At 66.5% G+C, this 18,510-nt stretch carries 22 protein-coding genes; 15 read left to right on the top strand and 7 right to left on the bottom strand.

Annotated features, from left to right (window positions below; genetic code table 11):
• Positions 1 to 515 precede the first annotated feature (515 nt).
• Genes ACSC1Y_RS12810 through ACSC1Y_RS12820 form a run of 3 tightly spaced genes read left to right on the top strand, consistent with a single transcriptional unit; the run spans position 516 to position 3,170 of the window.
• Entirely contained in the window at positions 516 to 950 is a 435-nt protein-coding gene (locus ACSC1Y_RS12810) for a DUF5788 family protein (protein ID WP_435335278.1), read from the top strand.
• A 10-nt stretch (positions 951 to 960) separates the two neighbouring features.
• Complete coding sequence (gene polX / locus ACSC1Y_RS12815) at positions 961 to 2,700, top strand: DNA polymerase/3'-5' exonuclease PolX (RefSeq protein WP_435335279.1); 1,740 nt, start codon at positions 961 to 963, stop codon at positions 2,698 to 2,700.
• Positions 2,701 to 2,714: 14 nt separating this feature from the next.
• Entirely contained in the window at positions 2,715 to 3,170 is a 456-nt protein-coding gene (locus tag ACSC1Y_RS12820; RefSeq protein WP_435335280.1) for a Mut7-C RNAse domain-containing protein, read from the top strand.
• Positions 3,171 to 3,191: 21 nt separating this feature from the next.
• Here ACSC1Y_RS12820 and ACSC1Y_RS12825 read toward each other — a convergent pair whose 3' ends face one another.
• Complete coding sequence (locus ACSC1Y_RS12825; protein ID WP_435335281.1) at positions 3,192 to 4,166, bottom strand: cell division protein CdpA domain-containing protein; 975 nt, start codon at positions 4,164 to 4,166, stop codon at positions 3,192 to 3,194.
• A 159-nt stretch (positions 4,167 to 4,325) separates the two neighbouring features.
• Between ACSC1Y_RS12825 and ACSC1Y_RS12830 the strand changes: the two genes are divergently transcribed.
• From ACSC1Y_RS12830 to ACSC1Y_RS12840, 3 genes are all read left to right on the top strand, one after another.
• Positions 4,326 to 4,616 (top strand): DUF5789 family protein, encoded by a 291-nt coding sequence (locus ACSC1Y_RS12830; protein WP_435335282.1) that lies wholly within the window; start codon positions 4,326 to 4,328, stop codon positions 4,614 to 4,616.
• A 155-nt stretch (positions 4,617 to 4,771) separates the two neighbouring features.
• A complete protein-coding gene (locus ACSC1Y_RS12835; RefSeq protein WP_435335784.1) occupies positions 4,772 to 5,365 on the top strand; it encodes a CPBP family glutamic-type intramembrane protease in 594 nt (197 codons plus the stop codon).
• A gap of 62 nt (positions 5,366 to 5,427) precedes the next feature.
• Positions 5,428 to 5,874 carry a DUF302 domain-containing protein gene (locus ACSC1Y_RS12840; protein ID WP_435335283.1) on the top strand — a complete coding sequence of 149 codons (447 nt, stop codon included), beginning with the start codon at positions 5,428 to 5,430 and terminating at the stop codon, positions 5,872 to 5,874.
• 245 nt (positions 5,875 to 6,119) lie between these two features.
• Here the strand turns inward: ACSC1Y_RS12840 and nreA are convergent, their stop codons facing one another.
• The 3 genes from nreA to ACSC1Y_RS12855 form a co-directional block, all read right to left on the bottom strand.
• Complete coding sequence (gene nreA / locus ACSC1Y_RS12845) at positions 6,120 to 7,373, bottom strand: DNA repair protein NreA (RefSeq protein WP_435335284.1); 1,254 nt, start codon at positions 7,371 to 7,373, stop codon at positions 6,120 to 6,122.
• Between the two features lie 68 nt (positions 7,374 to 7,441).
• Positions 7,442 to 8,398: a WD40/YVTN/BNR-like repeat-containing protein gene (locus ACSC1Y_RS12850; protein ID WP_435335285.1), complete on the bottom strand. Its 957-nt coding sequence runs from the start codon at positions 8,396 to 8,398 to the stop codon at positions 7,442 to 7,444.
• A gap of 88 nt (positions 8,399 to 8,486) precedes the next feature.
• Positions 8,487 to 9,449, bottom strand: a complete 963-nt coding sequence (locus ACSC1Y_RS12855) for a transcription initiation factor IIB (RefSeq protein ID WP_435335286.1) — start codon at positions 9,447 to 9,449, stop codon at positions 8,487 to 8,489.
• 176 nt (positions 9,450 to 9,625) lie between these two features.
• On the opposite strand from ACSC1Y_RS12855, the gene rnhA reads away from it, so the two are divergent.
• Both rnhA and ACSC1Y_RS12865 read left to right on the top strand, forming a co-directional pair.
• The gene (gene rnhA / locus ACSC1Y_RS12860; protein WP_435335287.1) at positions 9,626 to 10,222 is read left to right on the top strand and encodes a ribonuclease HI; all 597 of its coding nucleotides are present in this window, start codon (positions 9,626 to 9,628) and stop codon (positions 10,220 to 10,222) included.
• 25 nt (positions 10,223 to 10,247) lie between these two features.
• The gene (locus ACSC1Y_RS12865) at positions 10,248 to 10,850 is read left to right on the top strand and encodes a DUF7108 domain-containing protein (RefSeq protein WP_435335785.1); all 603 of its coding nucleotides are present in this window, start codon (positions 10,248 to 10,250) and stop codon (positions 10,848 to 10,850) included.
• Positions 10,851 to 10,871: 21 nt separating this feature from the next.
• Here the strand turns inward: ACSC1Y_RS12865 and ACSC1Y_RS12870 are convergent, their stop codons facing one another.
• Positions 10,872 to 11,222 carry a PadR family transcriptional regulator gene (locus tag ACSC1Y_RS12870; protein WP_435335288.1) on the bottom strand — a complete coding sequence of 117 codons (351 nt, stop codon included), beginning with the start codon at positions 11,220 to 11,222 and terminating at the stop codon, positions 10,872 to 10,874.
• A gap of 239 nt (positions 11,223 to 11,461) precedes the next feature.
• On the opposite strand from ACSC1Y_RS12870, the gene ACSC1Y_RS12875 reads away from it, so the two are divergent.
• Complete coding sequence (locus tag ACSC1Y_RS12875; RefSeq protein ID WP_435335289.1) at positions 11,462 to 11,995, top strand: inorganic diphosphatase; 534 nt, start codon at positions 11,462 to 11,464, stop codon at positions 11,993 to 11,995.
• Positions 11,996 to 12,025: 30 nt separating this feature from the next.
• Here ACSC1Y_RS12875 and ACSC1Y_RS12880 read toward each other — a convergent pair whose 3' ends face one another.
• Entirely contained in the window at positions 12,026 to 12,220 is a 195-nt protein-coding gene (locus ACSC1Y_RS12880) for a YgaP family membrane protein (protein WP_435335290.1), read from the bottom strand.
• A gap of 126 nt (positions 12,221 to 12,346) precedes the next feature.
• Between ACSC1Y_RS12880 and ACSC1Y_RS12885 the strand changes: the two genes are divergently transcribed.
• The 3 genes from ACSC1Y_RS12885 to ACSC1Y_RS12895 all read left to right on the top strand — a co-directional run bounded on the left by ACSC1Y_RS12885 (position 12,347) and on the right by ACSC1Y_RS12895 (position 14,253).
• Entirely contained in the window at positions 12,347 to 12,508 is a 162-nt protein-coding gene (locus ACSC1Y_RS12885) for a hypothetical protein (RefSeq protein ID WP_435335291.1), read from the top strand.
• Positions 12,509 to 12,657: 149 nt separating this feature from the next.
• Entirely contained in the window at positions 12,658 to 14,004 is a 1,347-nt protein-coding gene (locus tag ACSC1Y_RS12890; protein ID WP_435335293.1) for an alkaline phosphatase family protein, read from the top strand.
• A gap of 60 nt (positions 14,005 to 14,064) precedes the next feature.
• Positions 14,065 to 14,253 carry a hypothetical protein gene (locus tag ACSC1Y_RS12895; RefSeq protein ID WP_435335294.1) on the top strand — a complete coding sequence of 63 codons (189 nt, stop codon included), beginning with the start codon at positions 14,065 to 14,067 and terminating at the stop codon, positions 14,251 to 14,253.
• 76 nt (positions 14,254 to 14,329) lie between these two features.
• On the opposite strand, the gene ACSC1Y_RS12900 is transcribed toward ACSC1Y_RS12895, so the two are convergent.
• Complete coding sequence (locus ACSC1Y_RS12900; RefSeq protein ID WP_435335295.1) at positions 14,330 to 15,409, bottom strand: tubulin/FtsZ family protein; 1,080 nt, start codon at positions 15,407 to 15,409, stop codon at positions 14,330 to 14,332.
• Positions 15,410 to 15,484: 75 nt separating this feature from the next.
• On the opposite strand from ACSC1Y_RS12900, the gene ACSC1Y_RS12905 reads away from it, so the two are divergent.
• The 3 genes from ACSC1Y_RS12905 to ACSC1Y_RS12915 are packed head-to-tail and all read left to right on the top strand — an operon-like array spanning position 15,485 to position 18,451.
• Positions 15,485 to 16,072: a DUF7310 family coiled-coil domain-containing protein gene (locus ACSC1Y_RS12905; RefSeq protein ID WP_435335296.1), complete on the top strand. Its 588-nt coding sequence runs from the start codon at positions 15,485 to 15,487 to the stop codon at positions 16,070 to 16,072.
• The gene (locus ACSC1Y_RS12910; RefSeq protein WP_435335297.1) at positions 16,069 to 16,563 is read left to right on the top strand and encodes a DUF7311 family protein; all 495 of its coding nucleotides are present in this window, start codon (positions 16,069 to 16,071) and stop codon (positions 16,561 to 16,563) included. Before ACSC1Y_RS12905 ends, ACSC1Y_RS12910 begins: the two co-directional genes overlap by 4 nt.
• Positions 16,564 to 16,588: 25 nt before the next feature.
• Positions 16,589 to 18,451, top strand: coding sequence for an ATPase, T2SS/T4P/T4SS family (locus tag ACSC1Y_RS12915; protein ID WP_435335298.1), 1,863 nt, complete (start codon positions 16,589 to 16,591; stop codon positions 18,449 to 18,451).
• Positions 18,452 to 18,510: the final 59 nt, after the last annotated feature.

Consider the following 18,510-nt stretch of genomic DNA (forward strand, 5'->3'; position numbering starts at 1 on the left):
TCCTGTCGCGTATTTTCGGGGGTTCTGGTCGGGAAACTATCCTGCCCGGGCGCTGGTGACCTGACAGGAGTACTATCGAACCGGTTCGGGTGACGTGTCGTCGTCGCAGGAAAGGGTGTCTCCGACGGGCGGCGCTGTGAACCGCCCGCCGATGCCCGTAACGGATTCGGGATTTGAGATCAGATTGTCGTCGGTCGAAGGTACTGACCGACCGCCATGCCGGCTATGAACGAACGCATCGGACGGCCAGACCGCTGTCCGGGGATGGACGTGGTCCGTCGTCGGACGCAGGGTCGTGTGGTCGACATGGCTGCCTGGGAACGTGTGTTCCCTACCAGGTGCGATGGGCGGTACGACGGTAAAGGTATCAACGAGCACGAACGTCGTATCGGCGCTCGACTCGCGAGCTGAGCCGTGCGGGTACGACGTGCTGGCCGTCGACGACTCGAACGGGGTCGAGGGGCGGCCCTGACAGACGGCGAGGATTTTTGCTCCGGCGGCCCGGAGCACCGGGTGTGAAAGCGTACGAGCAGAAACAGCTCCTCGCGCGCCTCGACCGCGAGGGGGCGACCGTCGGCGCGGACATCCCGGACCGCATCGAGGTGCAGGGCGAGGAGATAGACCTCCGGGAGTTCGTCTTCGAGATAAAGCGCCGGGACACGATTCCGGCGGGCGAACGCGATCGCGTCGACCAGGCCAAGCGGAACCTCCGGCGCGAGCGCCTCCAGCGCAAACAGCGACTCGAGGACGAGTGGGAGGAGATGACACGGGAGGAGGGCGAGGAGCTCGTCCTCGCGGTCGTCGGTATCGACCGGGCCCTCAACGCGCTGGAGAGTCTCGGGCCAACGAGCCTCGAGCGCGAGGCGAAGGCGCAGGAGGCGGCCGACCAGAAGCGGTGGATGAGTTTCCTGAAGAAGGCACTGGGCCGAGATAGCGGCCCGCGGCAGTGAGTTCGATACGATGACGCTCAAAGACGACGTTGCGACACGACTGGAGGAGTTCGCGAACCTGCTCGACGCGCAGGGGGTCGAGTACAAGCCGAACGCGTACCGCCGGGCTGCCGAGAGCATCCGCGAGTACCAGGGTTCGTTCGACGACCTCGTTGCCGAGGGACAGGACGCGGTCGAGGAACTGAACCACGTCGGAGAGGCCATCGCCTCGAAGGTGGTCGAGTACGCAGAGACCGGTTCCATCGAGGAGCTGGAGGACCTTCGGGCGGAGCTCCCCGTGGACATGACGGCACTGCTCCGCGTCGAGGGCGTCGGCCCGAAGACGGTCGGGACGCTCTACGAAGAGCTCGGTATCGAGACGCTGGAGGACCTCGAGTCGGCCGCACGCGCCGAACAGATACGCGAGGTGAAGGGCTTCGGCCCGAAGACCGAACAGAACATCCTCGACAACATCGAGTTCGCGAAGTCGGCCGGCGAACGGACCCTGCTCGGGGACGCCAGACCGGTCGCGGACGCCATCGTCGACTACCTCGAGGGCGTGGACGCGGTGGACTCGGTCGAGGTGGCGGGTTCACTGCGACGCTGGAAGGCGACCATCGGCGACGTCGACGTCCTCGTCGGAACCGAGTCGGGTGAGGCGGTCGTCGAGGCGTTCACCGACTGGGACCAGGCCGACCGCGTCATCGAGGCTGGCTCCGAGAAGGCGGCCGTCCGTGCCGAGGGCATGCGTATCGACCTGCGGGTCGTCGTCGACGAGGAGTTCGGTTCGGCGCTCCAGTACTTCACCGGCTCCAAGGAGCACAACGTCCGGCTCCGGAACTACGCCATCGACCGCGACGTCAAGCTGAACGAGTACGGCGCGTTCGCGGTCGACGATGTCGACGACCCCGACGCCGGCCAGCGCGTCGGGACGAGAATCGGGGGAGACACGGAGGAGTCGATGTACGAGGCCCTGGACCTACCGTGGATTCCGCCGGAACTCCGCGAGGACCGCGGGGAGATATCGGCGGCCGCCGCCGGCGACTTGCCCGAATTGCTCACGGCGGACGACATCCGCGGCGACCTGCACACCCACACCGACTGGTCGGACGGGAAGAACACCATCGAAGAGATGGTCGCGGGCGCGGCAGACTTCGGCCACGACTACCTCTGCATCGCCGACCACGCGACCGGTCCAGGCGTGGTCGGTGGTGTCGGTCTCTCGGACGAAGAGCTCCTCGACCAGCTCGAAGAGATCCGCGCGGCGAGCGACGACGCCGACATCGAGGTGTTCGCCGGCGTCGAGGCCAACATCGACGCAGAGGGCGGTATCTCCGTGGGCGACGACGTGCTCGACGAACTCGACGTCGTCGTGGCCTCGCCGCACGCGGCTCTCGACGGAGACGGCACCGACCGACTCGTCGCGGCCATGAAGCATCCCTCGGTCGACATCCTGGGCCATCCGACCGGCCGGCTGCTCAACCAGCGCTCGGGCCTCGAGGTGAACGTCGACCGGCTCGCCGAGGCGGCCGTCGACAACGGCGTCGCGCTCGAGGTGAACAGTAACCCGCACCGGCTGGACCTCTCCGGTGGACCGGTGAAGGCGGCCGTCGACGCCGGGGCGACCATCGTCGTCAACACGGACGCGCACCGCCCGGAGACGTTCGAGTACGTCCGGTACGGGGTCCACACCGCTCGCCGCGGCTGGGCCGAACCCGAAAACGTGCTCAACGCGTGGGACGCCGAGGACGTCCGCGACTTCTGTCACTGAGCCGGAGACGGACCGTGACGAGATTCCTCCTCGACGTGATGCTCGGAAGTCTCGCCACCTACCTGCGGCTCTGTGGCCACGACACCGTCTACGCCCTGGACCGGGACGTCGAGGACGACGACCGGCTGCTCGCCATCGCCCGCGAGGAGGACCGGACGCTCGTCAGCCGTGACGTCCACCTGACGAACCGTGCCGACCGTGCGATCCTCCTGACGACCCGTGGGACCGAGCCCCAGCTCCGCGAGCTCGCGGCGGCGGGCGTCTCGCTCGTCCCGACCGACGACCCGGTCTTCTGCGGTCGGTGCAACGGTCGGCTCGAGCCAGTTCCCGCGGACGCGCCGGTCCCCGAGTACGTCCCTGACGACGCGGACGACCAGAGACAGGTCAGCGTGTGTACAGAGTGCGGCCAGCACTTCTGGAAGGGTAGTCACTGGGAGCGGATGGTGAGGACGCTCGAGAACGTTCGTTGACCGAGTGAACGCCGAGACGGCTCAGTTGTTCGGCTCCCACGCCGAACAGGCCTCCATGTCCGACATGGTCTCGTCGTGCTTGCGGCAGTAGGGCTGCATCCCGCGGTTGGTCCGGACGTAGTCGAAGTGGGCGCAGTTGCCGCAGTAGCGGTCCGCGAGGTTCTTCGGTTCCGGTTCGGGCTCCGGTTCCGACCGGAGGACCTCCGCGCCCTCGTCGAACTGGTCGAGGGGAGACCGGATGTCGTTCGTCGTCGCGCCGCCGTCGCTCGCGGTGCGGGACTTCACGGCAGGGTGCGTGGGTGTCCGGTTCGTCTCCTGCGTGCTGGTCGGGTTGGGGCTGCGCCGCCGGCCGGGTCGGTTGGTCTGGGTCTCGACGTTACCGTCCGGCTGGGCGCCGAACAGCCCGACGCCACCGTACCGGGCTGCGTCGGCGACGCTTCCCTCACCGCTGGTGACCTCTTCCACCTTCTCCTCTGGCACTTCCACGAACCGGGTCTCGCCCTCGCGAGTGACCTGCATGGTGATGGTGCCGCCGGGGTCGTTTCGGGTCTTGAACGTGACGACTGCGCTGAACAGACAGCCGATGGCGGTGAACACCCCGAGGAAGTAGACCCCGGAGACCAGGAGCGTCAGGCCGACGTTCGCGGTCGCCGAACCGACCCACTCGCCCGGGTAGACCCGGCTGAACAGCGCGACGCCGAGGATGCAGACGCTCGAGCCGATGGCGGCCGCGGCCCGGATGCGTCGGCTCGCCGGCAGGACCGTGAAGACGCCGACGAGGACGGCCGGGATGCCCAGTCCTCCCATCACGCCGGCGATCTCGCGGGAGCCGTAGATACCGACGCCGACCGCGCCGAGCACCTCCGTCGCGCCCACGAGGATACCGAGCACCGTCAACAGCGCGCCGGCGACGAAGAGGCCGACGCCGAGGTAGAACCGGCGGAGGTCCTCGACCTCCCCCACGTTGTCCTCGTACACGTCCGCGAGGCTAGTCATGACAACTCATTCCCGTTCATCACACAAAACAGTACGTCAGACAATCGGGTTCGACTCGGAAGCCGTGGCCGAAGGCGAGCACCAGTGGTGTGCCAAGGGGGATTCTCGAACGCCAACCGAAGCGAAAGGTTGAATCGGGGGGATTGCCAACCCGAGGACATGGCTGACGACGAGGAAGCGGAAGAAGCACCTGCCGTGGAACTCGGCGAGGGCGAATCCGTCGAGGGTGCGCCGCTCGCACGAGTCACCTCCCGACTCACGTGGCCCATCCAGAAGAGCCGGCTCGACGCTCTCGAAGGCGAGTCGACCATCCGGACGCCCGAGGGCCCGACCACCATCGGTGAGATACTCGAGTCCATCGACATCACCTACTTCGCGACGCGCCAGGAGTTCGAAGAGGCCGTCCGCGACGAGATCGGGCGCGGCCCGGTCGCGACCGCTGACGAGTAATCGACGTGTTCTCGACGGTCGCCCGCAGCGTCGGCGACTCGCTTTCGCGACTCCGTGAGCGCCTCGCCCAGGCGACGATCGACGACGTTCGGCCGTCGAACCTCAGCTGGACGCAGAAGTCGCTCCTGCTCGGTGCGATTCTGTCCATCCTCTGGATGCGCTTTACCACCTACCCACTCGACGAGCGCATCGTCACGGACACGCTCATCTTCTTCGTCGGTCCGGTCGTGCTCGCGTGGACCCACGGGAAGAACATCGGCTTCCGGGTGGACAGGAGGGCGCTCCGGAACACCCTCCTCCTCGCAGCATTCGTCCTCCCGTTCTACATCGTCGGCTCCTCCATCCCGGGAATACGGAACTTCTACCCGATGTGGCCGACGAGCGCCGCCCCGAGCGAGTTCGCCGTCCACGCACTCAAGCAGTTCTGGCTCGTCGTCGCGGTGGAGACGTACTACCGCGGACTGCTCTGTGTCGGCGTCGGCGAGCGATTCGGCGTGAAGGCTGCGTTCATCAGTCCGGTCGTCTACGCGCTCCACCACGTCGGGAAACACCCGCTGGAGATGCTGCTCTCGGGGCCGACCGACGTGCTGTTCGGTGCGGTCGACTACAAGAGCGATTCTCTGCTTCCCTCTATCGTCGCTCACGGCGCGGGGCTGGTCCTGCTGGACTGGCTCGTCCTGCACGACCCGCTCATCCCGCCGGAGACGGTCGTGCGCTGGCTTCGCTGGCTACCCGTCCCGCTGTTCTGAGGGTGCGTGTCGAACCACAGTCAGGGCCACACTTTTGTGCGACGCGCACAATTCTCTACGTGATGACCCTCACTATCGACCCGAGTAAACTGTCCGACGAGGACATCGGCCGAGAACGTGCGACACTGGAGATGAGCCACGAGGAGGCCATCGAACACGTTCGCGAGTCCTTCGCCGACGCTGGCTTCGGCGTCCCGGTCGAGTTCTCACCCTCGGAACTCATCCGGGAGAAGACCGGCTCGGAGCACCAGCCGTACTACGTCCTCGGTGCGTGCCACCCGGAGATGGCCGACCGCGCCATGGACATCTCACCCGAGATAGGCGGCCTGATGCCGTGTAACGTCGTCATCTGGGAGGAGGGACCGGACGAACAGCAGGTCTACCACGTCTCCATCATGAAGATCGCGCGCCTGCTCGGGATGGCACCCGACGACGACGCGTGGTCGTCACTCGTGGACGATACCGGCGACCTCGTGCAGCAGGCGTTCGCGAACGTCCGGGACGTCTAGGCGCGGCCGGCGGCCGACCGGTCTTTCCGGTCGCTCAGGCTCGACCCGTGCGGTAGTAGTAATCGAGAACGAACGAGACGACGACGAGCGCGACGAATCCTGCAACTGCGGGCGTCTGCCCACCGAACCATAGCACCATCGGAGCCACAGCCATGTCAGATAGTATCAGGCGACGTTCGGTCATAAATACAGACCCTACCGGAACCAGCAATGTCCGGTTCTCCGGCGGACGGTGACTCGGCCGCTCAGAAGTCCGTCAGGGAAGCCTGGATACCCGACACCATCGTCGACTTCCGGCGCAGCCGACCGAGCGAGACCGGGAGGCGGTCGGTCACGGTTCGGACCGCCTCGTGGAACGTCTCGGCCGTGCCGCGGTCACCGTCGAACGCGTTCCGGACGCTCTCTCTGACCTGCCAGACGCCGACGGGCGCCCAGTAGTCGTCGCTGACCTCGCGGAGGACGAGACACTTCGCCTGTCGCCCGCGGTCCGCCAGGTGCTCGAGCACGCCGAGTCGGCTCGCGTAGTACGCGCCCGCCGTCTCGTCGACGTAACCGGACCGTCCCTCGTAGCCCTCCGAGGCGCTGCCCATCCATACCTCGCCGGTCTGGTCTGGGTTCCAGATACTGCCCGGTGCCTTCATCTCGACGAGCTCGAACTCCCAGTTGCCCGGTGTCATGACGACCCAGTAGCGGTTGCCCATGAACTCGTTCGCCCACACCTCCGTCTGGTCGATGCTCGGCGCGTGGCGGATCTGGCCACGGAGGTACTGCCCGATGGTGTCGTCGACCGCCGTGATGGACCAGCGCGTCGGGACGAGCCGGCGGTTCTCGCCCTGCCCCAGCGCGCCCGCCGAGAGGACCCGGTTCACGTCGTAGACGTCGAGTCCACGCCGGTAGAGGTAGGTCATCGCGCCCTGGGCCTGCCAGTCGTCGTCCTCGAGCGTCTTCTTCACCGGCTTCGGGACGTACGGGTTCTCGGTGAGGTCGACCGAGGTCGCCTTCGCACGCGGGCCGCGCGGGGTGGCGACACCACCGTCCACGTCGAGGTCGAGTTCCGGCTTCCCGTCGAGACCGATCTCGAGGTCGACCGGGTCCCTGGCGATGGCGACCTCGCGCTGGACGCCGACGAAGCCGTCCCAGACGTCGTGGACGTCGACGTTCGCTCGCCGGGTCGAGTTGAGCAGCCCCGAGCGTCGCTGGACAACGTCGCCGACACCGAGACCCTGCTGGTACCAGTTCCCGTCGGTGACGAACGACTCCGGGTCACCGTCCGCGACGGGCGATAGCAGGCCGGTCGAGACCCGCGGGTAGTTCGTGCGGCCGACGAAGATGGAGGGTGCGGTCGCGCCGAAGAGCGAGTCGCCCTGGACGGTCTCCTCGAACTGGGACTCGAAGTCCTCGAGGTAGTCCGTGACCGCGTACGACTTCTCCTTCGCGAGCTGCCGACGCCGTGCGTCCTCGTCGGGCTCCAGGCTCTCGATGTAGTCGTCGAGCCGCATTCACGCGGGATACGGGAGGCGCGGGCATCAATCTGGCGAACAGGCGACAGCCGCCCGCCCGTCGGGTTTCAGAGTCCGACCATCGACCGGGGCGCGGCGGGGACACGACCGACCTCGAGCCAGCCCGTCTGGGTTCGGCGGAGCACGCGTCCCTCCGCGGTGGGTTCGATACCCTCGTCGCGCTCGACCTCGCCGGTCGCGCGCATCGTTCCGGCGAAGAGCCGGCCCTCGTCCACCACCCACGAGACCACGAACGAGTCGTTCTCACCCGGATAGGGGAGTCGGTGCGGGACGGCGGCGTCGGCCTCCCACTCCAGCAGCGCTCCCTTTCCTTCGGCGGGACCGAGTCCCGTCGCCGCAGTGTAGAGGGTCGACCCGTGCTCGGCGGACTCCCGGAAGTGTGTGAACCAGTGGTCGCGGTAGTCCGTGTCCTGTCGCACCCAGGTCCGCCCGGAATCGGTCGAGCGGTAGAGCCCGTTTCCGGTCGCAGCGACGTACTCGTCCCGTCCCAGTGTGAGCAGGTGGTGGACGTCGTCGTGTAGGCCGACGCTTCGTTCGCTCCACGTGGATCCACCGTCGACGCTGATACAGACACCACCGGGTTCGATGCCGACGATGAGCCGGTCTGGAGCCGCTCGGTGGACTGCCATGGTTCGAACGCCGGCGTCGTCACCCGGAGCGCGGTCGCGCCACCGGTCCCGGTCCGGTACCGTCTGGAACGATTCGATTTCGGTCCAGCTCTCGCCCTCGTCGGTCGAGACGTAGACGGCCGCAGGCCGAGTTCCGACGTACCACTCGTTCCCCGACGGACTGACGACGACGGAGCAAACCTCGCCCTCGAACCGGCCGATTCGCGTCCATTCGGTACCGTTCGTCGAGCGGTAGAGCCCCTCGGAAGCGGCGGCGAAGAGGGTGTCGTCGAACCGCCGGACACGGTGGACGGTCGCGTCGAGGGTCCGTTCGAGCGAGTCGAACCCGTCCTGTGCGAGGTAGATGCCGTCGGCGGTTCCGATGCAGAGACCCATCTAGCAGACAGAAGAGCGGGCGTCTGTTAACGATTCCGCCGGGCGAGCGCCGCCGCTCAGCGGGTGAAAAACGTGGAAAGAAGCGACTCTAGCTGTGGATGCCCATCGCTTCGATCTGTTCCTGGTAGCGGTTCCGGATGGTGACCTCGGTCACCTGCGCGACGTCTGCGACCTCGCGCTGGGTCTTCTTCTCGTTGCAGAGCAGCGACGCCGCGTAGATGGCTGCTGCGGCGTAGCCGGTCGGCGACTTGCCCGAGAGCAGTCCTTTCTCTGCCGTGGTCTCGATGATCTCGTTGGCCTTCGTCTGGACCTCCTCCGAGAGTTCGAGTTCCGAGCAGAAACGTGGGACGTACTTCTTCGGGTCGACCGGCTTCATCTCCAGACCGAGTTCCTGCGAGATGTAGCGGTACGTCCGACCGATCTCCTTTCGTTCGACACGCGATACCTCCGAGATCTCTTCGAGACTGCGCGGGATGCCTTCCTTCCGACAGGCGGCATACAGCGCGCTTGTAGCGACGCCCTCGATGGAACGACCTCGGATGAGGTCCTCCTTGAGTGCGCGCCGGTAGATGACCGAGGCGACCTCACGTACCGAGCGTGGGACACCGAGCGCGGACGCCATCCGGTCGATCTCGCTGAGGGCGAACTGCAGGTTGCGTTCGCCCGCGTCCTTCGTCCGGATTCGTTCTTGCCACTTGCGCAGCCGGTGCATCTGGCTGCGCTTCTTCGACGAGATAGAACGCCCGTAGGCGTCCTTGTCCTTCCAGTCGATGGTGGTCGTGAGACCCTTGTCGTGCATCGTCTGCGTCGTCGGCGCACCGACGCGCGACTTCTCCTGACGTTCCTGGTGGTTGAACGCTCGCCACTCCGGACCAGGGTCGATCTTCTCCTCCTCGACGACCAGCCCGCAGTCGTCACAGACGAGTTCGCCCCTGTCGGAACTTTTCACCAGGTTATCGGACTCACATTCTGGGCACTCCCGAACCCCCTCCTGCTCGTCCGAGGTCTCGGTCTCGAGTTCTCGCTCCCGCTGGCGGGTGGACCGTGTCATCGCATTTTTATAGTAGTAGTCTCGACGGCCTTAAACCCTCGGTATGACTCTGACGGGTCCCGCGAGGTCAGGATTCACCCCCCTTTCTCGAAATCGAGAGCCAGTGTCGATTCAGGAATTTTGACACTGAGACCGAATCAGAACGGTTATACAGCAGGTTCGGTGACGTTCGGTCAATGCCGGTCATCGAGTGCGACGTCGAGGAGGCCCGGAAGAAACTGGAAGCAGCCGGGGTATCCGTGACCGCCGGGAACACTGACCACGAGCGCTGGCGCGCGGAGCGCGGCGGCGCGAGCGCGGTCGCCTACGACGAGAAGGTGGTCGTCCAGGGCTCGAACCCGAGCGACATCGAGGCCATCCTCCGCGACGGCGGCGGCCGCGCGCACCTGTACTTCGACGGCGGCGCGCGCGGAAACCCCGGTCCCGCGGGCATCGGCTGGGTCATCGTCACGAGCGACGGCATCGTCACCGAGGGGAGCGAGTTCATCGGGCGTGCGACGAACAACCAGGCCGAGTACGACGCGCTCATCAAGGTGCTCGAGGTCGCGCGCGACTACGGCTTCGACGAACTGGAGATCCGCGGCGACTCCGAACTCATCGTCAAGCAGGTTCGCGGCGAGTACAACACCAACAACCCGACGCTTCAGGAGAAACGGGTCACCGTCCGGGAGCTGCTCTCACAGTTCCCGAACTGGTCGATCACACACGTTCCGCGAGAGATAAACGAGCGCGCCGACGAGCTTGCGAACGAGGCGATGGACGATGCCCGCTGAAGACGACGTGACCGAGACCGGCGAGATGGAGACCGGCGAATCGACGACGACCGATGCGGACGACAGCGAGTCCGAGTACGAACTCCCGGCCGACGTGGTCGAGGAAGCCGAGCGGCTCACACGGCTGGCACGGGAGGCGGTCGACCCGTCCGAGGCAGCCGCCTACCGAGAGCGCCGCGAGGCACTGGTCGGGGAACACGACTTCACTCCCCGGGTACGCGAGGACGACACGTCTGAGACACTCGTCCTCTATCCATCTGAGTGGGTCGAAGACGGTACCGTACAGATCGACCGTATCGAGGACACCGACCGGGCGGTCGAAATCTCCCTGTCCGGGCCGGGTGCGCCCGACGAGTGGCAGGAGGTCGACGACTACAACCGCGACCTCGTCGCACAGATTCGGGACGTACACGGTGAGGTCCACGCCGGCAACGCCGAGAAGCTCGCGGACTTCATGGGGAACCACTACGCTCGGCCGATGGACACGGCGACGGCGGCCGAGCTCCGTGAGTTCAAGAACTGGTACTATCCACGTAACGCGTGGCCGTCAGAGGAGGAACAAGCCGTCGTCGACGAATCGCTACGGCTGGTGTTCGAGACCGCAGAAAAACGTGTGCCCGATTTGTAGTCTGTGCGGCCGGTTCCCGGCTTACTCGAGGAGTGCGCGAACCTCGTCCGCGCGCTTCTCGTCGGTGCCGATCTTCGAGAGCGTCCACTGGACCTGGTCCATGACGGCGTCGTAGCCGTCGTCGGTCAGTTCGTACTGGTTGGTCCGCTTGTCGAGTTCGCTCTTGTCGATGAGTCCGAGTCCGACGAGTTCGTCGAGGTTCGGGTACAGTCGTCCGTGGTTGACTTCGGTGCCGTAGTACTCCTCGAGCTCACGCTTGATAGCGAGCCCATACATCGGCTCTTTCGCCAGGATGACGAGGATGTTGTGCTGGAACGCGGTGAGTTCGCGCGCAATGCCCTCTTTGCCTGTGACTGCTTGTGCCTCTGACATACTTTACTAAATGTCACCAGCCTATTTAACACTTCTCAACTATTAGTGCATTTACTTGGAAGTCGGTCGATTCATCACCTCCTAGACCCCCTGAGGGGTCACGATTTTCGACGGGGGCTACTCTTTTTTCGATTACTGGCACGTGGTATCGTGCCAGTTACATACCAACCTTCTTACAAACTCCCGAGGAAGGGTAAATACGAAAGGACTTTCCGGCGTCACGGCTGAGCCCAGAACGTATGGCGAACCTCTGGGAAGACCTAGAAACCGGTCCGAATCCGCCGGAGACCATCTACGCAGTCGTCGAGTGTCTCAAAGGCGAGCGCAACAAGTACGAGTACGACAAGGACATCCCCGGCGTCGTGCTGGACCGCGTCCTTCACAGCAACGTCCACTACCCGTCGGACTACGGCTTCATCCCGCAGTCCTACTATGACGACGAGGACCCGTTCGACGTCCTCGTTCTCGTCGAAGACCAGACGTTCCCCGGCTGCGTCATCGAGGCCCGTCCGGTCGCACTGATGAAGATGGACGACGACGGCGAACAGGACGACAAGGTCATCGCCGTCCCCACCGAGGACCCGCGCTTCGACCACATTCAGGACCTCGACGACATCCCGCAGCAGCGCCTCGACGAGATAGACGAGTTCTTCAAGACCTACAAGAACCTCGAGGCCGACAAGGAAGTCGAGACGCAGGGCTGGGAGGACAAGCAGGCGGCCAAGGACGCCATCGAGCACGCGATGGACCTCTACGAAGAGAACTTCCAGTAACGCGGTTCAGAGAGTTCGATCACGAGCTCTTCACTTTTCGAGAGCTGCCCGAATTGGGCAGACGCCGACGACGCCCGTCAGCAACAGTACACCACCGACGAGTCCTGCCAGAGCCCCGACCGTGAGATTCTGGAACCCGGCTCCGAGGACGACTCCGACGAACAGCAGGACCGACCCGAGTCCGACCCGTACGTACTGGCCGGTCTCGTCTACGTTCTGCTCCATGTCACCCCGTTTGCCGACCGGTCACAAAACGTACGTGGATTCGCGCCGGTTATGCTCGCCCGCCGCCGCGATAATTTATGAGCATGGGTAATCTTTTGGGGCCGTCTCCCCTAGGTTCACTCGACCATGGCTACCAACTCCGCTCACCCCACGACCCGTGTCGACGTCCGCGACGAAGGCGACTCGACTCGACGGCGGGCCGACGGCGGCGGCCAGCGCGGCGGCGTCGGGCTCCACCACCTGACGGTCGTCCCGACCAACTTCGAGCGGGACGCCCGGACCGAGTGAGGTCTCGAGACGTCGCGTGAGCGAGGCGTTCTCCCCCTGAAAAGCCCTCGCGTTAGCGGAATTTGCCCAAACGTTGCCGGGACTCGTGACACGCGGCGGGCGTGCCTGTGAAAAGAACCTTCTTGTATCCCTCCCCAGTAGGGGCCGATATGGGTCTCTTCGACCGTCTACGTGGCGACGACGCACCACGAGTCGCGTTCTTCGGAATCGACGGTGTGCCGTACAGCCTCATCGCCGACAACGAGGAGGTGTTTCCGAACCTCACGAAGCTCGCCGCCGAGGGGAGCGCCGGGCCGATCGACAGTATCGTCCCGCCGGAATCGAGCGCCTGCTGGCCGTCCCTGACGACAGGGGTAAATCCGGGCGAAACCGGCGTCTACGGCTTCCAGGACCGAGAAGTCGGCACGTACGACGCCTACGTCCCGATGGGCGACGACGTCCAGGCGAAACGCATCTGGGACCGCGTCCAGGAGGATGGCCGCGACGCGACCGTCCTCAACGTCCCGGTGACGTTCCCGCCACAGCGCAACGTACAGCGCATGGTCTCCGGGTTCCTCTCCGTGAGCGACCTCCAGAAGGCCGCCTACCCGTCCGAGCTCTCCGACTACCTCTCCTCCATCGACTACACGCTCGACGTCAACGCGAAGCTCGGCCACGAGGAGGACAAGTCCGCGTTCATCGAGAACGCACACGAAACGACCGACAAGCGGTTCGAGGCGTTCAAACACTACGTCGAAGAGGACGACTGGGACCTGTTCTTCGGCGTCTTCATGACGACCGACCGCATCAATCACTTCCTGTTTGAGGACTACGAGCGCGACGGCGAGTACAAGGAGGAGTTCCTCGAGTACTACAAGAAGGTCGACGACTACCTCGGCAAGCTGCGCGAGGCGCTCGCCGACGACGTGACGATGGTCGTCGCCAGCGACCACGGCTTCACCACTCTCGACTACGAGGTTCACCTCAACCAGTGGCTCCGTGAGCAGGGCTGGCTCGACTTCGGCACCGACGACCCGCAGGAGCTCGGCGACATCTCCGACGACACGCGCGCGTACTCGTTCATCCCCGGCCGCGTCTACCTCAACCTCGAGGGCCGCGAACCGCGCGGTTCCGTCCCGCAGGAGGACTACGACGAGGTCCGCGACGAGCTGAAGGCCGAACTCGAAGCGATGGAAGGGCCGAACGGCGAGAAGGTCGCCGCCCGCGTCGTCGAGAAGGAGGAGGCCTTCCGTGGCGACCACGACGAGATCGCCCCCGACCTCGTCGTCATTCCGAACCACGGCTTCGACCTGAAGGCCGGCTTCAAGGGCCACGAGAACGTCTTCGGCAAGGGACCGCGTAACGGGATGCACAGCTTCGACAACGCGTCGCTGTTCATCGACGACCCCGAGGCGAAGATCTCCGACGCCGACCTGTTCGACATCGCACCGACCATCCTCGACCTGCTCGAACTCGACTACCAGCGCACCGAGTTCGACGGCGGCAGTCTGGTCTGAGACGGCCACCGCACTGACGGCGGCCGGAACCAGTTTTTCCCGTCGTCACCTCTGTTCTACATGGACCGCCGACTTCAGCGAGCGGACACCGCCCACGTCATCGCGCACCTGCTCGTGCTCGCCGCTGGACTCACTGCATTCTTGTTGGGAATCGAGTACTGGTGGCTCGCACTCGTCGTCGGGTACGTCGTCGTCGTCCCGCTCGTGTTCGTCCTCGTGGAAGAACGGAAGCGGGCGAGACGGAACTGACCGGCGTCGTGCTCCAGAACGGTGCGCCGAAGACGTCCCATCCCCCGACACGGGACGGCGTCTCGTCGCCGCCGCCTCAGAACAGGTCGTCGAGTTCGTCGTTCGCGAAGTTGGCCGCGTGGTCCTGTGGCGTCTTCTCCTGTTGCTCCTGCGCCTCTCGCGCGCGCTGCATGAACTCCTCGATGCGGGGCGACCGCTCCGCACCCCCCAGGAGGACCAGCGCTGCGATGCGGTCCGACTGGAGCGGGAAGTCGCCGCCGCGGACCTGAAGGCTGCCGGTCTGGTCTTCGACCCAGCGCCGCGCCCGTTCGACGCCCTTCCGCGGGATGGCGTCGGGCCGGCCGGCGACGACGAGCAGTGCCGCGTCGGCGGTGACCGCGTCGGGGAGGCTCGTCCCCGTGAACAGTGCCGAGCGGGTGACGCTCGTGACGGCGTTGATGTTGTCCTCGGCGGTCTCGCCCGCGACCGCGCTGGCGTAGCCCATGCAGGCGACGCCGCCCTCGCGGAGCGTGTTGATTATCTCCGAGGAGTCGACGACGCTCTCGGCCACGCCCTCGACGGACTCGCCGGAGGCGAAGAGGAGACCGATCCGCTGGGCGATGTTCTGGTTGATGGCGTCGAACGCGCCCTCCATCGATTCGCCGGCGTCGTGCCAGGCGTCGTTGTCGACGAGGATGGTCGAGTCGGCTTCCCGCACGAGGGTCTTGAGCGACCGACCCGCGTTCGCCTGGTACATCGTCCCCTCGCCGCGCCCGGGGAGAACGCCGAGCGCGTAGATGGGCACGTCGTAGACCCGCTGGAGTTCGTGGACGAGCGCGGGTGCGCCGCCCGACCCAGTGCCGCCGCCCAGGCCGGCGACGACGAACACCGCCTCGGCGCGTGCGGTAATCTTGCCGTCGAGGCTGTCCATCACCTCGGTCGAGTCGGACTGCATCACCTCGGCCCCGAGCTCGTTGTCACCGCCGACGCCGTGACCTTTGACCCGGTCCTGTCCGATGAGTTGCGTGTCGATGTCCAGGTTCTGGAGGTCCGCTCTCGCGGTGTTGACAGCGAGTGCACCCTGTACCGCGTCGAAGCCCATGTCGTGGTCGAACTCGGCCAGGCGCTGGGTTATCTTCCCACCGGCCTGCCCGACACCAATCAGGACGACTTTCATACCTGCGAGTCCGCGGACGGGTGGGTAAAACGTTGCGACGCGGAGTTTATATACGGGAACGCGGCAACCGTCGACATGTCCGACGAACTGAACGACCGGCTCCGTGCGGTCGAGCGTGCGATCGGCGACGAGTTCGCTGCCGCCGACCAGCCGTCAGGGTGCGATGTCCAGCGAGCCGAGCCGACGGGGCGTCCCGAACTCGCCGCCCGAATCGAGACCGTAGAGACGTCGCTGGCCGAGCTGGAGGGGGCCGTACAGGCGCTCCGGGGCTACGGTGGCTCCGTCAGGAGCGTCAACGAGCGAGTCGAACGACGGGCAGACGCCGCGCTCGCAGCGGTCGACTCGCTAACCGACCGGGTTGACTCGCTCGAGGCCCGAGACGTGCACACACTATCATCGACGGTCCGCGAGACCGCCGAGGTCGACGATTCCCTCGGCGTCGGAGTCGACGATTCCCTCGGCGTCGGAGTCGACGATTCCCTCGGCATCGGAGTCGACGATACGTCCGGTGCCGGTGTCGCCGACCGCGTCCCCGGACGTCCCACACGCTCGAATCCTGAACTGGAGTGGCCCACGCCGTCTCCGCCACCCCATCGCGCACCGGCCCCCGACGACGACAGGGAACGACCTGGCCTCGTCGCCCGTCTCCGCGAGGTTCTGTGAGCCTCCGGGTGCTCCTCGCCGTCGTCCTTGCCGCGGCGCTGCTCGCCGCCAGCCAGCCGGCGCTGGAGACTGCCCGCGAGACGCAGAGCGAACGCGCCGTCGAGGTGCAAGTAGTGGCCCTCGACAGGGCCGCGGCCGACCTCGTCGCCACCGAGGAGGCGACGCCGGGGCCGGGTGCCAGACGCATCGCCACGGTTCGGCTGCCTCCCCGGTCGTGGACCACCGCCGAGGTGAGCTGGGTCGTGATCGGCGGAACTCCTGGGTCCACGGACCCTGGACTGGTCTCCTACCGCCTCGCTGGTCGTCGGACGGCGTATCTCCGGCTCTCGACGCCCGTCGACACGCCTGGCGGTGAGCCACTGGTCGTCGCCGGGGACGGCCCGGTTCGGCTCGTCCTGACACTCGAACGGAACGGGGTTCACGTCCAGCGGGCGGCGGAAGTTCGGACCCGCCGGTCACGGGAGAATCGCACCCGGCGGGTCCGAGTTTAAATCCGAACACGCGGCCACGGCCGGTATGCTCCACTCACTACTCGGCCCGGCCGAGGAACCGGACTGCCGGTGCGTCCCGACGTTCGAGGGCGACTGCTTGCTCGTCGATGCGACCGGGTGCGACGGCGGTGACCTCTCGACACGCCCGGCCTGCCGTGCGACCGTCGTCGAAGCGCTCGAAGCACGAGACGTCGAGCGTGTCGTCGTCCGCGGCAGCGGGCTCGAACGCGCCTACGAAGACGACGACGCGGCACTGCTCGTCGCCGCCGGCCGTTTCGCCGAGGCGGTACGCCTGCACGACACGTCACTCGCCGACAGAGCCCGGTCCGACCCGCTCCGCGCGGCAGCCGACGCGTCGGCGCGTGCGCCACCGGTCGGCGATATCGTCGCCGAGACCGGTCTCGCACTGCTCGCCGAGCGGGCGGCCGGGTACGATGACGGCCTTCGCCCGTTCGTCGGCCCGACCTTGTCCCGGGCCCGTGTTGCGGTCAGACTCCCCGACGGGGCGACGTTGCTCGCCACGCGTGAGCTCGAGACCGGAGCCACCGCTCGGGAGTACGCCGATGCGGCCGGGGCGCGCTGGTACCACCTCGAACCCGTCGAGGCTCGGCTCGACGACGATGCGCTGTCGACGCTCGAGGCGGCGTACGCACGGCTCGCTGCCGGCCGCATCGACGGTGGCCAGCGTGCTCCCGGCCGCGCTGTCCGGGCGGTCGCGGGCGAAGAGAGTCCCGTGGAGACGCTCACGGCTGTCCTCCGCAAGCACACCACCGGCTACGGCGTGCTGACCGACCTGTTCGCCGACCCGGCTGTCTCGGACGTCTTCGCGTCCGCGCCCGTCTCGGAGACGCCGCTTCGTGCGACCGCCGACGGCGAGACGATGCCGACCAACGTCAGGCTGACTGCGGACGGGGCGGCGGCGCTCGCATCTCGCTTCCGTCGCGAGAGCGGGCGGGCGTTCTCGCGGGCGAGCCCCACCCTCGACGCGACGGCGACGGTCGCCGGGGACCGGATTCGCGTCGCGGGAGTGACCGAACCGGTCAGCGACGGATACGGCTTCGCCTTCCGTCGGAACGGTGCCGACGCCTGGACACTCCCCCGGCTCGTCGACTGCGGGACGCTCACGCCCCGGGCGGCAGCATTACTCTCACTCGCGGTCGAGCGAGCTGCGGCCATCCTCGTCGCCGGAACCAGGGGAGCGGGCAAGACGACGACACTCGGGGCACTCCTCTGGGAACTCCCGAACCAGACCAGGACCGTCGTCATCGAGGACACGCCGGAGCTCCCGGTCGCGGCGCTCCAGTCAGGCGGGAGAGACGTCCAGTCGCTGCTGACGTCGGCGGGCGACGGCCCGAGCGTCACGCCGGCGGACGCGCTCCGGACCGCACTCCGGCTCGGCGAAGGGGCACTCGTCGTCGGCGAGGTCCGTGGCGAGGAGGCCCGCGTCCTCTACGAGGCGATGCGCGTCGGTGCAAGCGGCAGTGCTGTACTCGGAACCATCCACGGTGACGGCGGCGAGGACGTGCGAGAGCGAGTCGTCGCAGACCTGGGCGTCCCCGCCTCGTCGTTCGGGGTGACGGACCTCGTCGTCACCTGCCGCGCCATCGAGACCGGGAGGGGAGCGTGTCGCCGCGTCTCCCGCATCGAGGAGGTGGTCACTCGCGGCGACGACGTGGGATTCGCACCACTGTTCGAACTGGACGGCGTCGACCTCGTTCCGACCGGACGAATCGACCACGGCGAGAGCCAGCTCGTCGGCGCACTCGCTCGGCCGGGAGAGTCCTATGCGGACGTCCGAGACGCTCTGGGTTCGCGAGCGCGCAGGTTCGAATCGCTGGTGGCCGACGGCCGGCTCGACCCCGTCGCCCCGTCGAGGGAACTGTGCTGAACCGTGAGAACGGTTCCACCAGGCGGAGCGTCTCCACCGGCCGGGACCGAACCGTCTCA

The sequence above is a fragment of the Haloarchaeobius lipolyticus genome, from assembly GCF_051208015.1.
Lineage (GTDB): Archaea > Halobacteriota > Halobacteria > Halobacteriales > Natrialbaceae > Haloarchaeobius.